General features: G+C 73.4%; 16 protein-coding genes. 11 read left to right on the forward strand and 5 right to left on the reverse strand.

Annotation, left to right across the window (positions count from 1 at the left end; genetic code table 11):
• Window positions 1-7: 7 nt before the first annotated feature.
• The 9 genes from J4557_RS23605 to J4557_RS23645 all read left to right on the forward strand — a co-directional run bounded on the left by J4557_RS23605 (window position 8) and on the right by J4557_RS23645 (window position 8438).
• Window positions 8-181, forward strand: a complete 174-nt coding sequence (locus J4557_RS23605; RefSeq protein ID WP_243776247.1) for a DUF5670 family protein — start codon at window positions 8-10, stop codon at window positions 179-181.
• 130 nt (window positions 182-311) lie between these two features.
• Complete coding sequence (locus tag J4557_RS23610; RefSeq protein WP_307800156.1) at window positions 312-860, forward strand: ferritin-like domain-containing protein; 549 nt, start codon at window positions 312-314, stop codon at window positions 858-860.
• Window positions 861-1199: 339 nt separating this feature from the next.
• Window positions 1200-2384, forward strand: coding sequence for a PP2C family protein-serine/threonine phosphatase (locus J4557_RS23615; RefSeq protein ID WP_307800158.1), 1185 nt, complete (start codon window positions 1200-1202; stop codon window positions 2382-2384).
• Window positions 2381-4195 carry a sensor histidine kinase gene (locus J4557_RS23620; protein WP_208268917.1) on the forward strand — a complete coding sequence of 605 codons (1815 nt, stop codon included), beginning with the start codon at window positions 2381-2383 and terminating at the stop codon, window positions 4193-4195. Before J4557_RS23615 ends, J4557_RS23620 begins: the two co-directional genes overlap by 4 nt.
• Window positions 4192-4635: a response regulator gene (locus J4557_RS23625; RefSeq protein ID WP_208268918.1), complete on the forward strand. Its 444-nt coding sequence runs from the start codon at window positions 4192-4194 to the stop codon at window positions 4633-4635. The genes J4557_RS23620 and J4557_RS23625 overlap by 4 nt, the downstream gene beginning before the upstream one ends.
• A 106-nt stretch (window positions 4636-4741) precedes the next feature.
• Window positions 4742-4915 (forward strand): hypothetical protein, encoded by a 174-nt coding sequence (locus J4557_RS23630; protein ID WP_208268919.1) that lies wholly within the window; start codon window positions 4742-4744, stop codon window positions 4913-4915.
• Between the two features lie 181 nt (window positions 4916-5096).
• The gene (locus J4557_RS23635; RefSeq protein WP_243776248.1) at window positions 5097-6512 is read left to right on the forward strand and encodes a dihydrolipoyl dehydrogenase family protein; all 1416 of its coding nucleotides are present in this window, start codon (window positions 5097-5099) and stop codon (window positions 6510-6512) included.
• Window positions 6513-6580: 68 nt separating this feature from the next.
• Window positions 6581-6946, forward strand: a complete 366-nt coding sequence (locus tag J4557_RS23640; protein ID WP_208268921.1) for a hypothetical protein — start codon at window positions 6581-6583, stop codon at window positions 6944-6946.
• Window positions 6947-7061: 115 nt separating this feature from the next.
• Window positions 7062-8438, forward strand: a complete 1377-nt coding sequence (locus tag J4557_RS23645) for a hypothetical protein (RefSeq protein WP_208268922.1) — start codon at window positions 7062-7064, stop codon at window positions 8436-8438.
• A 77-nt stretch (window positions 8439-8515) separates the two neighbouring features.
• Here the strand turns inward: J4557_RS23645 and J4557_RS23650 are convergent, their stop codons facing one another.
• Window positions 8516-9094 (reverse strand): TetR/AcrR family transcriptional regulator, encoded by a 579-nt coding sequence (locus J4557_RS23650; RefSeq protein ID WP_208268923.1) that lies wholly within the window; start codon window positions 9092-9094, stop codon window positions 8516-8518.
• Window positions 9095-9182: 88 nt separating this feature from the next.
• Here J4557_RS23650 and J4557_RS23655 point away from each other — a divergent pair, with 88 nt between their 5' ends.
• Window positions 9183-10064: an SDR family oxidoreductase gene (locus J4557_RS23655; RefSeq protein ID WP_208268924.1), complete on the forward strand. Its 882-nt coding sequence runs from the start codon at window positions 9183-9185 to the stop codon at window positions 10062-10064.
• A 97-nt stretch (window positions 10065-10161) separates the two neighbouring features.
• On the opposite strand, the gene J4557_RS23660 is transcribed toward J4557_RS23655, so the two are convergent.
• The gene (locus J4557_RS23660) at window positions 10162-10623 is read right to left on the reverse strand and encodes an SgcJ/EcaC family oxidoreductase (RefSeq protein ID WP_208268925.1); all 462 of its coding nucleotides are present in this window, start codon (window positions 10621-10623) and stop codon (window positions 10162-10164) included.
• Between the two features lie 120 nt (window positions 10624-10743).
• Complete coding sequence (locus J4557_RS23665; protein ID WP_208268926.1) at window positions 10744-11601, reverse strand: helix-turn-helix transcriptional regulator; 858 nt, start codon at window positions 11599-11601, stop codon at window positions 10744-10746.
• Between the two features lie 86 nt (window positions 11602-11687).
• Here J4557_RS23665 and J4557_RS23670 point away from each other — a divergent pair, with 86 nt between their 5' ends.
• Window positions 11688-12470 (forward strand): SDR family NAD(P)-dependent oxidoreductase, encoded by a 783-nt coding sequence (locus J4557_RS23670; RefSeq protein WP_208268927.1) that lies wholly within the window; start codon window positions 11688-11690, stop codon window positions 12468-12470.
• Between the two features lie 104 nt (window positions 12471-12574).
• Here the strand turns inward: J4557_RS23670 and J4557_RS23675 are convergent, their stop codons facing one another.
• The gene (locus J4557_RS23675) at window positions 12575-13354 is read right to left on the reverse strand and encodes a polysaccharide deacetylase family protein (protein ID WP_208268928.1); all 780 of its coding nucleotides are present in this window, start codon (window positions 13352-13354) and stop codon (window positions 12575-12577) included.
• A 95-nt stretch (window positions 13355-13449) separates the two neighbouring features.
• Entirely contained in the window at window positions 13450-14868 is a 1419-nt protein-coding gene (locus J4557_RS23680) for a sensor histidine kinase (RefSeq protein ID WP_307800160.1), read from the reverse strand.
• Window positions 14869-14882: the final 14 nt, after the last annotated feature.

Genomic DNA, 14882 nt, shown 5'->3' on the forward strand with positions numbered 1-14882 from the left:
ACCCCCGATGCCCTGGTTGATGATTTTGGTCCTGCTCCTGGCCCTGCTCCTGTTCGGTCTCGGCTTCACCCTGAAGCTGCTCTGGATCGTGGCCGCGATCGTGCTGGTCCTCTGGCTGGTGGGATTCCTGGCCCGCAGCACCGGGCCGTCGGGCAGGCGCGGCCGCTGGTACCGCTGGTAGACCCCCGGAGAAAGCTCCGAGAAGGCTGACGGCCGGTCCGCGCGAAAACGCGTCGGACCGGCCGCCCTCCATCACCCATACGAGTGCCGCCGGCATGGTGCCGGCGAGCCCAGAAAGGCGGTCGTCGTTCGTGGCGGAATTCCTCACCGACATCGAGACGCTCAGGAGGCGCGCCCGGCAGGAGATCGACAAAGGGCCGGTCACCGACGCCTACGGCGCCGACCTCGACCGCGTCCTGCAGGTCCTGAACGAGGCCCTGGCCACCGAGATCGTGTGCACGCTCCACTACAAGCGGCACTACTACACCGCCACCGGGCTGCACTCGGAACCGGTCGCGGCGGAGTTCCTGGAGCACGCGCAGGAGGAGCAGCAGCACGCCGACAAGCTGGCCGACCGCATCGTCCAGCTCGGCGGCGAGCCCGATTTCGACCCGGACACGCTCACGACGCGATCCCACGCGGGCTACGACGCGGGCACGGGACTGATCGACATGATCAGGGAGGACCTGGTCGCCGAACGCGTCGCCGTGGCGTCCTACACCGAGATCATCCAGTGGCTCGGCGACCGCGACCCCACGACACGGCGCGTCTTCGAAGACCTCCTCGCCCAGGAGGAGGAGCACGCCGACGACCTCCGCGGCCTGCTCGAGCGGATCCCCCGCGACGCCGAGAAGGACTGACACCCGCCAGGTGGCGCGTCCGGCCGCACGCCTGGTTCGGCCCCGACCTCCCGGCGGGGCCGAACCAGGCGTGCGCGCGTTCACGGACCTCGGCAGGTCCCAGGGCGAAGGCGTGGCGGGCGTCACCCGGCCATGGACATAGCAGAACAGTGCAAGAGGTGCATATTTGTCATAAGGCAAGTAATATCGCCGCGGTGTCGCTGAGCGAACACGGAACTACGGATCGGGTGGGACGGGGGGTGGCCGATGTCGCACCGGTTCACCACGGCTGCTTCCTTCCAGCCGCCTGCGCCCGGGCCCCAGGAGGCGCGGCCCTCCCCTGCCACCGCGGGCCTCGTCGTGGCCGACGGTGACGTCTCCGCCCCGGGTGCGCTGCGGGTACTGCTGGTCGAGGACGACGCCGGGGACGCGCTGCTGGTCGAGGACACGCTGGCCGACACGGGGCTCGAGGTGTCGCTGCACTGGGTCCGTTCCCTCGCGCAGGCCGAGGGTCCGCTGACGGCCGAGCCCGCGCCCGACTGCGTCCTACTGGACCTGCATCTGGGCCCGGAGCAGGGCCTGGAAGTGCTGGAACGGGTGCTGGAGTGGGCGCCGGGCTCCGCGGTGGTGGTGCTGACCGGGCTCGCCGAAGCGCAGGCGGGAATCGCCGCCGTGGCCGCCGGTGCGCAGGACTACCTGTCCAAGGGGCGGCTCGAGCCCGACCGGCTCGGACGGGCGATCCGCTACGCCGTGCAGCGGCGGCAGGTGCAGGAGGCGGTCGCGGCGCTCCAGGCGGAGCAGATGCGGGCCGCCGAGAACGAGCGTCTGGAGCACGGCCTGCTTCCGACCCCGAGGGTGAGCGACCCCCGGCTCGGCGTGGTCGCCCGGTACCGGCCGGGACGAGCGCACTCGCTGCTCGGCGGCGACTTCTACGACGTGGTGGAGACCGCCGACGGCCTCGTGCACGCGGTGATCGGCGACGTGGCCGGGCACGGCCCGGGATCGGCGGCGCTGGGAGTCGCCCTGCGGGTGGCGTGGCGGGCGTTCGTGCTGGCCGGGACGCGCGGGCCGCGGCTGGTGGAGCTGCTGGAGGAACTGCTGCTCAGCGAGCATGACGGCACCGAGATGTTCGTCACCCTCACCACCGTCACCCTGTCCCCCGACCGGCCGGTGGCACGGGTCGTGCGTGCGGGCCACCCGGGCTTCCTGGTGCACGCCCCCGGCGACGTCCGGCTGGTGGAGCCGCCCGGCGGGCTCGGCGTCGGCATGGCGCCCGGCCTCGAGAGCTGGCACGAGCAGCAGGTTCCGCTGCCGCCGGGTCACGGGCTGGTGCTGTTCACCGACGGGCTGTTCGAAGGGGAGATCGACGCCGAGGGGCAGCGGCTGGACATGACCGGGCTCCTGCGGATCGCACGGCACCACCACGACCTCGGGCCCGACGGCTTCGTCGACGCGCTGATCGCCGACGTCGAGGCGGCCTCGCTGCGGCACGGCGGCCTCGCCGACGACGTCGCCGTCATTCACCTGGGATGGAACACCCGATGACCGACCTGCCCCCGCCGCCGGAGACCGCCCCGGCGGCCGCGCCTCCGGGGCCCCATGCGGGCGGAGGGCCGCCGGCCGAACGGCCGGCTCGCCGGCGTCCCGCCGGGGACGGGCCGGAGGGCGCGGGGCCGTCGCGCCGCGGTCTGACGGTCCGGGCGTGGTTCGTGCTGGCCGGGGCGGTGATCGCCGTGCTGACCGTCGCGGCCGCCGTGGTGATGCACAGCGCGCTCGGGCGGACCGCGCGGGCCTCGGACCGGCTGGTGGTCACCATCGCGCCGGCGCAGGTCGAGGCCGACCGGATGCAGATGGCCATGCTCAACCAGGAGACCGGCGTGCGGGGCTACGCGCTGACCGGTGACCGCCGGTTCCTGCAGCCCTATACCGACGGGCTGGCCACCGAGCGGCGATCGGTGCTGCGGCTTCAGGAGCTGCTGGCCGGCGAGCCCCGCCCGCGCGACGATCTCGCGGCGACGGAGCGGGCCATCGAGGCGTGGCGCCGCGACCACGGGACCGTGGTGATCGCGCAGGTCGCCCGGGACGGCCCCGGGCCGCGGGCGTCGGCGACCGCCGCCCGCGGCAAGAGCGCCTTCGACGCGGTGCGGGCGACCTGGGCGGCCCAGAACCGGCACCTCGCCCAGGCCCGCGCCGACGGCCGCGCCGACCTGCACCGCACCCGCACCGTCCGGAACTGGATCCTCGCCGGGCTGCTGGCCGTGCTGCTGGTCACCGCGGGACTGCTGGCGGTACTCCTGCATTACGCGGTCGGCCGCCCGCTGCGGATACTGCGCCTGTCCTCCCGCCGGGTCGCCGACGGCGACTTCGACCACGTCATCGGCGCGCACGGGCCCGCGGACGTCCGGGACCTCGCCCGCGCCGTCGAGGCCATGCGCGGCCGCATCAAGCGGGCCCTGGACCAGTCCACCGAACGCGAGAAGACCCTTCAGCGCCAGACCGCCGAACTCGACGCCCAGACCGTGGAGCTGCGCCGCTCCAACGCCGAACTGGAGCAGTTCGCGTACGTCGCGAGCCACGACCTGCAAGAGCCCCTGCGCAAGGTCGCGTCGTTCAGCCAGATGCTGGAACGCCGCTACGCCGACCAGCTCGACGACCGCGCCCGGCAGTACATCGGCTTCGCCGTCGACGGCGCCAAGCGCATGCAGGTGCTCATCAACGACCTGCTGGCCTTCTCCCGCGTCGGGCGCCTTCACCAGCAGCAGCAGACGCTCCCGCTGGGCGAGCCGCTGGAGCGGGCGCTGGCCAACCTCGACGACGCCCTCACCTCGTCCGGCGCCCGCGTCGACGCCCCGGACGACCTGCCGGAGGTCACCGGGGACCCCACGCTGCTGACGATGCTGTGGCAGAACCTCGTCGGCAACGCCGTCAAGTTCCGCTCCCCCGGCCGCGACCCGGTCGTGCGCATCGCCTGCGAGCGGGAGGACGACCGGTGGCATCTGACCGTCACCGACAACGGGATCGGCATCCCGCCCGAGTACCAGGAGAAGATCTTCGTCATCTTCCAGCGGCTGCACGGCCGGGACGCCTACACCGGCACCGGCATCGGCCTGGCCCTGTGCAAGAAGATCGTCGAGTATCACGGCGGCCGGATCTGGCTCGATCCCGACCGCCCGGACGGCGCCCGCTTCCACTTCACCCTCCCCGTCCTCGACCGATCCGGCGCCGGGCAGGACGCCGATGGCCAGGACACCCCGTCGGAGACCGTCCTCACCTCCGACCCCGCGGCATCGCCGGACGGACCGTCCGCCGCCGCACCTTCCTCATCCGTCAGCGACCTCCAGGGAGCCGGTTCGTGACCACCACCGTCCAGCCCATCACCGTCCTGCTGGTGGAGGACGACCCCGGCGACGAGCTGATGACCCGCGAGGCGTTCGAGCACAACAAGGTGGGCAACGCCCTGCACGTCGTACGGGACGGCGCCGAGGCCCTGGACTTCCTGTACCGGCGCGGCGACCATGCCGCGGCGCCGCGCCCCGACCTGGTCCTGCTGGACCTCAACCTGCCCAAACGCGACGGGCGCGAGGTCCTCGAAGAGATCAAGTCGCATCCCGGCCTCGCCGCGATCCCGGTGGTGGTCCTCACCACCTCCTCCGCCGAGGAGGACATCCTGCGCAGCTACCGGCTCCATGCCAACGCCTACGTCACCAAGCCCGTCGACTTCGACCGGTTCATCGACGCCATCCGCCAGATCGACGACTTCTTCGTCACCGTCGTCCGCCTTCCCTCGCAGCAGTGACCGGCGTCCCGGTCCCGGCACCGGGTGCAGTCCGCCGGGCGGATCCCCGACCGATAAGCGCAGCGGAGGGTGCGCCCTCCCCCGACCTCAGGAGGCAAGGAGCGCCATGAGCGACGATCCGCCGCAACCGTCGCGGTACCCCGGTCCGTACCGCAGCTTCCAGGGGCGCAACCGCGTCCCCGCCGCGGCCCTCGGCGGCGAGGACGCCGAGCCGGCGGTCGAGTCGGGCCAGGCCGAGGCCGACGGCCAGGAAGACCGGCCTGAGGGTCCGGTCGCCTAGAACCCGCCCGGACGACGGCGGTCGGGAAGCCTCAGGGCGGACACGACGGCATGCGAGAAAGAGCCATGGCCGCGCGCGTCGGCCTGTTCGTGGCGCCCGTCGCAGCGTGGCCGGTCACTGGAGGCCCCGGAGTCCGGAAGGATGCAGGAGACAGGACTGTGCTGTTCGGAGGGCGGGCGTGATGGACGAGTTCGATGTCGTGGTGCTGGGGGCCGGGCCGACCGGGGAGAACCTGGCGGACCGGGCGCACGCCGGCGGGCTCAGCGTGGCCATCGTGGAGAGCGAGCTGGTCGGCGGCGAGTGCTCCTACTGGGCGTGCATGCCCAGCAAGGCGTTGCTGCGCCCCGCCGCCGCGCTGGCGGACGCGCGGCGGCTGCCCGGCGCCCGCGAGGCGGCCGGCGGACGGATCGACGCGGCGGCGGTGCTCGCCCGCCGGGACGAGTTCACCTCGCACTGGAAGGACGACGGCCAGGTCGACTGGCTCAACGGCGCCGGACTCGTGCTGGTCCGCGGCCACGGACGGCTGGACGGGCCCAAGCGCGTCGTGGTGCAGACCCCCGACGGCGGACGGCGGGTGCTGACCGCCCGTCACGCCGTCGCGGTGTGCACGGGCACCCGCGCCGCCCTGCCCGACCTGCCGGGACTGGCCGACGTCCGCCCCTGGACCAGCCGAGAGGCGACCTCGTCCAAGCAGGTCCCGCCACGGCTCGCCGTCATCGGCGGCGGCGTGGTCGCGTGCGAGATGGCCACGGCCTGGCGGGCACTCGGCAGCGAGGTCGTCCAACTCGTGCGCGGATCGCGGCTGCTGCCGCGGATGGAGCCGTTCGCCGGAGAGGCGGTCGCCGACGCACTGCGCGCGGCCGGGGTCGACCTTCGCTTCGGCACGTCCGTCACCGCCGTCCACCGCGACGGACCGGTCACGCTCACCCTGGACGGCGGTGACACGGTGACCGTCGAGGAGGTCCTGTTCGCCACTGGGCGGGCGCCCGCCACCACCGACCTCGGCCTGGAGACCGTCGGACTCGCCGCTGGCCGGCCGATCGAGGTCGACTCCACCGGGCTGGCGACCGGCGTGCCCGGCGAATGGCTCTACGCGGCCGGGGACGTCAACGGACGCGCGCTGCTGACCCACCAGGGCAAGTACCAGGGCCGGATCTTCGGCACGGTGATCGCCGACCGCGCCGCCGGTCGCCCCCTCGACACCGCCGACTGGGGACGCAGCGTGGCGACCGCGGACGAACGGGCCGTGCCGCAGGTCGTCTTCACCGACCCCGAAGCCGCCTCCGTCGGACTCACCCTGGAAGAGGCGACCCGGCAGGGACACCGGGTCCGGGCGGTCGACTATGACCTCGGCAACGTGGCCGGAGCCGCCCTGTACGCCGACGGCTACCAGGGCCGCGCCCGCGCCGTGGTCGACCTGGACCGCGAGACGCTCCTCGGCGTCACCTTCGTCGGCGCGGGCGTCGCCGAACTGCTCCACTCCGCCACGATCGCCGTCACCGCCGAGGTCCCCATCTCCCGCCTGTGGCACGCCGTCCCCAGCTACCCCACCATCAGCGAGATCTGGCTCCGCCTCCTGGAGACCTACCGCGGCTGACGTCCGAGACCGCACGCGTTGAACCGCATGGCTCCGGGGAGTTCGACGGGGACGCTTATGATCGCGGGATGGCGCCCGATGCTTCCGGTTCGTCCAGCGCCTCGCCTGACGCGGCTCGCTCCGCTGCGGCCGCGGGGCGAGTCGCGTCCCGATTCATCACCGGACTGACCGCCTGGTGGCTCGCCTTCCCCGTTGCGCTCTGGATCGGTTCGGCGCTCATCGGCGACAACGTCTATGACGAAACCTTCTGGGACCGGGTCGGCAGAATGCTGATGTGGGTCGGAGTGGGCGGTGCGCTGCTCTCGCCGATCGCCGGCACGGCGGTGGCCCTGTTCGGCCGGCAACGCCGAGCGTGCGTGCGCTTCGCCATGATGGGCGCGCTGTCGTACGGCGTATTCCTGTGGCTCCTCTACGCCTTGCTGACCGCGGATTGACGAGCACCGCCGAAGACCATTGCTTCGTCCCCGCGCTCCGCTGATCGGCGTATCGAACGGCCGGCGATGCGTCATGCTGGGGAGCGGGGAACATCGGCGAGCGAAAGGACCGCCAGTGCGCGATGTCCGCGGTGCCTCCGACCCCAGGCTGATCGGCCTTGCGCGCAACCAGGCCGCTCCACTCCAGATTCTGCTGAGACTCCTGGAGGCGGGCCCGGACGACGTGCGGCGCGCATTGGCCGCGCGCACGACCATGCCGGAACGGCTTGTCGACGGAATCGTCCGTCATCGCGACCGGGGCCTGCGGCGCGCTCTCACCTGGAACCTGTCGGTCGGGCCTCAGGTCCGGTCCCGGCTGGCCGCCGACCCGGATCTCGGGGTGAGGGTGAACCTGGTCGAGCACTGCAATTACCGGTACCAGGTGTCGACTCTCGAGCCGCGGACGCCCCTGACCATCGAGGCGTACGAACTGCTGGCCGCCGACCCCGAACGGGTGGTCCGAGAAGAAGTCGCCCTGCAGCCGTACACGCCTTCGCACGTCCGGGATCTGCTGGCCGCCGACCCCGATCCGGGCGTCCGGCGGCACCTGCTCGATGTCGGGTCGGAGCTGAGCGAGGCGGCCAGGGCGGCTCTGCTGTCGGACCCCGATCCCGGCGTGCGGCGGGCCGCCGCGCAATGCCTGGAGCCCGCGAAGATCGTCGAGTCCGAGAGCGACCTTCCCCGCTGGATCTCGAAAGGGACGATCCTTGCGCGCCCTCTGGCCGAGCGTCTCGCCCGCGACGGCGATGCCGGCACGCGGGCGAGGGCGGCCGCCGAACCGAGCCTCCCGGCCGACCTCGTGGCGGAGCTGGCCGCCGATCCCGATCCGGAGGTGCGGCTCGCCGTGTCCCGGCGGCCCGATCTCACCGAGGAGCAGCGCGCGGCCATCGACTACACCGACACCCCGGACAGGAACTTTCATCCGCTCGACTGGGTGACCGATGCGTGCGGTGACGCGGCGGTCATGCGCAGGTGTGCGACCTCGGCGCATCCCGCGTTGAGGCGCAGTGCGGCGCACTGTCCGCATCTCCCGCCGGACCTCGTCCAGGCCCTGGCCGGCGACGACGACTTTCTCGTCCGGCTCTTCCTGGCCGAGAACCATCCGGACCCGCCCGGTGCGCTGCTGCTCAGGACGGTCCTGGAGTTCGAGGGATACTCCCAGGCCAAGATGCTGCACCACCCGAACTTCCCCCGCGCGGGACTGCGTCGCTTCGCCACCTCGTCCGACCCGCGCGAACGGGCGTTGGCGACCATGGACCCGCACATCCCGCCGCGAACGGTCGAGGCCCTCGGCTACGACCCCGACCTGGCGGTACGGCGTTCGGCGGCCGTCGACGCCCGGCTGCCCGCACCGCGGCTCCTGCAGATGCTGGCCGACGACGAGACCGCCGAAGCGGCCGCACGGAACCCGGCATTACCGGTCGAGGTCATGGAGGAGATCCTCGGCCGATGACGGCGGGCTCCGGTGTGCCGGCCGCACGCCAGGGCCGGTCGTTTCGTGCGCGACCGGTGATGGGCGGGCGGGGTGGATCAGGCCAGTGACGCGCTTGCCGCGCGCAGCTCTTCCAAGGCCGCGAGCGCATGGGGCGCGAGCCCTTCCGCGTCATCGCGGTCACCTTCGCACCATCGGGCGTAGCCCCGCTTGAACGCGAGGACCCCCAGCTCGCCCGCGAGATGCGCGGTGGCGTCGGGGACGCCGCGGGCGATGAGCGCGTCCGTCATGGCGGCCGCGAGACCGACGCTCTTGAGGGCGTCGCGCTCCTGGAGCTCGGTGCTGGCCGCCACGGCCGCCTCGAGACGGGGGCCGATCTCGCGGTTCGCCGGCCCCATGGCGCTCGACGCGCGCTCGAGACCGGCCGCCACCGCCTGGAGCGGGCTCGCGTCGGCGGGCGCCTCGGCGATGCCGTCGGCGAGCAGCCTGCTGAGCGTCTCCTGACCCGCGACCAGCAGCTCGCGCTTGTCGGAGAAGTGCCGGAAGAAGGTGCTCTTGGTGACGCCGGCGCGCTCGGCGATCTGCGCCACCGTGGTGGCGTCGTAGCCCTGCTCGGTGAACAGGTCGACGGCCGCGACGACGAGTCGCTGGGTCGCTCCGGGTTGCCATCTGGCCATGGGACCAAGGATAGATGATGGGACCTTTGTCCCGTCACCGTGTAGAGTCAGTGATGGGACAAAGGTCCCATCACTTCAGGGAGAGCTCATGCACGTCTTCGTCACCGGCGGTACCGGCACCATCGGCTCCGCCGTCGTCGCCGAACTGCTCGGCAACGGCCACACCGTCCTCGCGCTGGCCCGCTCGGACGGCTCCGCCAAGGCCCTCGAGAGCGCGGGCGCCGAGGTGCTGCGCGGGGATCTGGCGGACCTCGACGTCCTGCGGTCCGGCGCCGCGCAGTCCGACGGCGTGATCAGCCTGGCGTTCGGACGCGACTACGGCAGTCCGGACGCGCTCGCCCGGGCCATCGCCGAGGAGAGCGCCGCTCTCGACGCGCTGGGGCGGGAACTGATCGGCAGCGACCGTCCGATCGTCACGGTCTCGGGTACGCCCTGGGTCCCGGGACGCGCCTCGACCGAGGCCGATCCGCTGCCGACCGACGGACCGGTGGGCGGCCGGGGCCGTTCGGTCACGGCGCTGCTCGACCTCGCCGAGCGCGGCCTGCGCGGCATGGCCGTCCGCATGCCGCGCACGGTCCACAACGAGGGGCAGGGTGGATTCGCCGGCCTGCTGGCCGATGCGGCGCGCCGCACCGGGGTGGCGGGTTACCCGGGCGACGGCGCCCAGCGCTGGCCGGCCGTGCACGCGCTCGACGCGGCGGTCCTGTTCCGGCTGGTCCTCGAGTCGGCACCGGCCGGGACGTCCTGGCACGCCGTAGCCGACGAGGGCGATGCCGTGCGGGACATCGCGTCCGTCATCGGCAGGCGGCTGGGCCTGCCGGTCGAGCAGGTGCCGCAGGAGACCTTCGGACCGTTCGGCCCGATCTTCGCCATGGACCAGCCCGCGTCCAGCGCCCACACCCGCGACGCCCTCGGGTGGCGGCCGACCCACCCCGGCCTCCTCGAGGACCTGGAGAACATCCGGCCCTGACGCACGCCCCTTCGGAGGACGCCGCTTGGGGGCCGGTGCGAGGGAGGGGCAGGCCGTCGGTCATGCGGTCGCGGACGGCCTGCCCGCCGAGGTGGCTTCACCTGCGGGGTGCCTCCGCCGGAGCGGCCGGGGCGGGGCAGCTGTGGTAGGCCTCGATCAGCCATCGGCCGTCCTGCTTGGAGAGCGTCCAGGTCGCCGATTCCCACTGCTCGGCCGGGGGCTCGGTCTCACCCGGAGACGTCGTGGCGCTCCTGGTGACGACGACCGCCGCGTCCGCACCGAGGAGGCGGACGCTCTGCACGGCATGGATGCGCCGCGTGCCCTTCAGCGGGTCGGCGAAGGCCGCCCCCATCGCGGTCCGGATCTCGGCGCGGTCCCGCAGGTGGACGCCGGGAAAGATCACCGTCGCGCCCTCCGCGTACCACCGGGTGAAGGCGCCCGCGTCGCCGTCCGCCCACGCCTTGGACGTCTCCTCGAACACGGCGGCCACGGCGCGCTCCTCGCCTTCGACGCTCGGGCTGCCGTCGGCCGTCGCGGCGTACGTACGAACAGTCTTCATGATGTGCTCCAGATGCCGGGGCCGATCTCCTACCTGTATCGACCCTGGCAGCCGGCAGAACGGACCGGTGACGCGGGCCCCGTTCCCGGCCGCGTCCGGACGAGGCCGCGTCCGGCTCCGTCAGAGCGACCTGCTCTCCTTGACGTACTCGGCTCCCAGCACGTCGAGAAGGGCCAGCGCCTCGGCGGCGGGGGACCCCGGAGGCGCGCTGTAGAGCACGAGATGCTGGTCGCGGTCGGTCAGGGCGAGCGAGTCGCAGTCGACGGTGATCTCCCCGACGACGGGGTGCCGGAAGGTCTTCGTGAGCCTCGGCGCGTCCTGCACGTCGTGCCGCTCCCAGAGCCGGGCGAACTCGGGGCTGCCCGCGCGGAGCTCGTCGACGAGGCCGGTCACCGCGGGGTCGGACGGGTACCGGGCGAGGGTGGACCGGAGCTCCATGACGACGTGGTGCCGGAACTCCGTCACGTCGGAGAGGCCGTACCGCGTCGCGTCCCCGGGCGCCCACCCGGCGAAGGCCCAGCGCGCGAGGTTGCGGTCCCGCGGGGCGAGCTCGGCGAAGTCCACCATCAGCGCGGCCGCGAGGTCGTTCCACGCGAGCACCTCGAACGCGGCCGACATCACGAACGCGGCCGTCTGCGGCAGCCGCTCGACCAGAGCGAGGATGCTGGGGCGGACGTCGCGCCGGTGCAGCCCGGTGCGGCTCGGCGCGGTGCCCGCGAGGACGTGAAGGTGATCGGACTCGGCGCCGGTGAGCCGCAGCGCGCCCGCGATCCCGGCGAGGACCTCGCTCGACGGCCGTGGCGCCCGGCCCTGCTCGAGCCGGACGTAGTACTCCGTGGAGATGTGCGCGAGGACCGCCACCTCCTCGCGGCGGAGCCCCGGTGTCCGGCGCCGCGGGCCCGAGGGGAGGCCGACGTCCTCCGGCCTGAGCCGCTCGCGGCGGCTGCGGAGGAACGCGCCCAGTTCCCGTTTGTCCATATCCCAAGTGTGCACGCTGGACGGCGACGGACCCTGGTACCGCCTGTGCCTGCATCCGGCTCGGTGACCGGTCCGACACTGGCGCCATGACCAACGACATCGGCATCGCACCCATCGGCCTGCTCTCGGGCAAGGTCGTGTTCATCACCGGCGCCAGCCGCGGCATCGGGGCGGCGGCGGCCCGGCTCTTCGCCGCCGAGGGCGCCGCCGTCGTGCTCGCCGCCCGCGGCACCGACGCCCTCGAACGCATCGTCGAGGAGATCCGCGCCGGCGGCGGCGCCGCCGACGCGGTCACCCTGGACCTCGCCGACCCCGCGAGCATCCGCGCCGCGGTGGACCGCGTCGAGGAACTGCACGGACGGCTCGACGGCGCCTTCAACAACGCCGCGACGGTCCAGGTGCCCGGCCCGCTCGACACCACCGGCGACAAGGACATCGACGAGCAGTTCGCCGTCAACTTCCGCGCGCACTGGACCGCCATGACCGCCGAGGCCGCCCTCATGGGGCGGAACGGCGGCGGCGCGATCGTCAACACCTCCAGCATCGGCAGCCGCCGGGCGAACCCGGCCCTCCCCGCGTACGGCGCGATGAAGCGCGCGCTCAACAGCCTCACCGAGACCGCCGCCGCGACCTGGGGACGGCAGGGGATCCGCGTGAACGGCATCACCCCCGGCGGCACCGCCACGGAGATGATGGAGGCGTGGGAGGCGGTGTCCCCGGGCATCATCGAGGCCAACAACGCGGCGACGCCGCTCGGCCGGATGGCCGAGCCCCGCGAGGTCGCCGAGGCGGCCGCGTGGCTGCTCAGCGACCGGGCCTCCTACGTGACCGGCGCGATCGTCCCGGTCGACGGCGGCGCCGGCGCCTGAGCGCGACTGCGGTCCTCGGACGCCCGGAAGCCGGACGCCCGAGGACCGCATGAACGATCGCGACGGAGCCGCCCCGGACGGCGCGGCTCCGTTCGGGACGTTCCTCAGAGTGCGACGAAGGTCAGGCCGCGCTGCTTGAGCGCCGGGATGACCGTGCGGAGGGCCGCGACGGTCTGGGAGCGGTCGCCGCCGCCGTCGTGGCACAGCAGGATGTCCCCCGGCGTGGCCTTCTCGAGGTTCGCGGTGATGTGCGGGACGCCCGGGCGGGCCCAGTCGCGGGGGTCGACGCCCCAGTCGACGCAGATCATCCCGAGCGCGGTGGCGGTCTCGATGACCTGCTGCGACCAGTTGCCTCCCGGGGAGCGGAAGAAGCGCGGGGCGGCGGAGGCGGCCTGGGCGATCCGGTCGTGCGCCTCGGCGATCTCCTGCCGGATGCGCGGGGCGGGCAGCTTCGGGAGGTCGATCGGGTGGGTGAGGGTGTGGTCGGCGATCTGGTGTCCCGCCGCCACGATCCGCTGCACCAGCCGGGCGTTGTCCGGCACCTGCTCGCCGATCATGTTGAAGGTCGCGTGCACCTCGTGCTCGGCGAGCACGTCCAGGATCTTGGGCGTCCAGTACGGGTGCGGCCCGTCGTCGATGGTCAGCGCCACCGCGTTCGGCGGCGCGGCCGGAGCCAGGTCGCGCAGGGAATGGACCGGGCTCGTGACGGCCCTCATGGACCGGGCGGGCGCGAACCCGGGATCGGGCGGCGGCGCGGGCGCCCGGCGGGCCACGGCGGCGTGCGCCGACCGGTGCCGTTCCGGCCGCCACAGCTCCGGAGCGGCGGCGGCCGCCACCCCCGCGGTCCCAGCGACGATCATGGTCAGCACCTGGCGGCGATCCATTCCGAGAGTCCTTGTCGTAGAAGGCATCGGCTTGTGAGACGGTCCGGCGCTCCGGCGGGTTTGCGTCCGCCCCGGCTGGATGTCCGCAGGAGAGGTCAGTGAGGTGACGCGTCCGAGGCGGCCTGCGCGCCCGGCTCGGTCAGGAGGGGCAGGCGAAGGGTGAGCCGCGTCCCGGACGCCACGTCGTCGATGACGAGCGAGCCGCTGTGGGCGTGCGCGACCTCGCGGGCGATGGCCAGGCCGAGGCCGGTTCCGCCGGCGTCGCGGCTGCGCGCCGTGTCGAGGCGGGCGAATCGCTCGAAGACGCGTTCGCGGTCGGCGGGGGGAATCCCGGGTCCGTCGTTGCCGACGGTCAGCACGGCGTCGCCGTCGCTCCGGTCCAAGCGCACGTCGACGGTCGTCGCGGCGTACTTCAGGGCGTTGTCCAGCAGGTTGTCCACGAGGCGCTCGAGCTGGGCGCGGACTCCCCTGAGGTGCAGGCCGGGGGCGAGCTCGGCGTTGACGGCGATCGCCGGGCGCCGGTCGTCCGGGCCAGGGGCGGCGGGGCGGCAAGCGCGGAGCTCGCCGTCGACCAGGCCGCTGAAGTCGAGGTCTTCGGGGATGTCGGCCGCCGTGCCGATCTGCGCGAGCAGCAGCAGGTCGGCGACGATGCCCTCCAGGCGGTCGGCGGACAGGAGCGCGGCCCGGGCCGCCTCGCCGACCTCGGCGTCGCCGGGGCGCAGGGCGATCTCCTCGAGGTTGAGCCGGAGGGCGGTGATCGGCGTCCGGAGCTCGTGCGCGGCGTCCGACGCGAACTGCTGCTGCCGGCGCACGGATCGCTCGAGCCGGTCGAGGGTGAGGTTGGCGGTGCGGGCGAGCTGCGCGACCTCGTCCTCGCCCGCCGGCTCGGGCACCCGGCGGGACAGGTCGCTGATGCTGATCTCGGCCAGCTGGCCGCGGACCGCGCCGACGGGGCGCAGCGTCCGGCCGACGACCTGCCAGGTCGTCCAGGTCGCCATGGAGACCAGGAGCAGCGCGCAGGCGGTGAGGATCAGCTCGAGGTAGGGGCCCGCCAGGATCGCCGGCACGGGGCGCGCTCCGTAGACGACGGGCGAGCCGGGGGCCATGGCGACCCGGACGGCCACCACCGTCAGGCAGCTCCCGCCGTGTGCCGGACACGCGTACATGCGTTGGAGCCGGTTGTCCGGCGGCGGGACCACCGCGCTGATCGGCGGCAGTCCGGCGGCGTCCCTGCTCGCGTTGGTGACGCGCCGGCCGGCGTCGACCACCTGAAGGAGCCGGACTCCGTACGGGCCCTCGGGGAGCGGGTTCTGCGTCGCCCCCTGCCGCACCGCGGCGCTCACGCGCCGCGTGGCCACCTCCGTCCGCGTGAACGCGAAGTCGCTCTCCTGGGAGCGGATGAGGACGTCCGCTCCGATCGCGAGCACCGTGGAGACCAGTGTGGCCACCACCACGGTGATCAGCGTGTCCCGTCCGCGGATGGTGCGCGGCCGCGGGAGTCGATGCCGTCCCACCGGTCTCATCTCCT

The sequence above is a fragment of the Actinomadura nitritigenes genome, from assembly GCF_017573545.1.
Classification (GTDB): Bacteria; Actinomycetota; Actinomycetes; order Streptosporangiales; family Streptosporangiaceae; genus Spirillospora; species Spirillospora nitritigenes.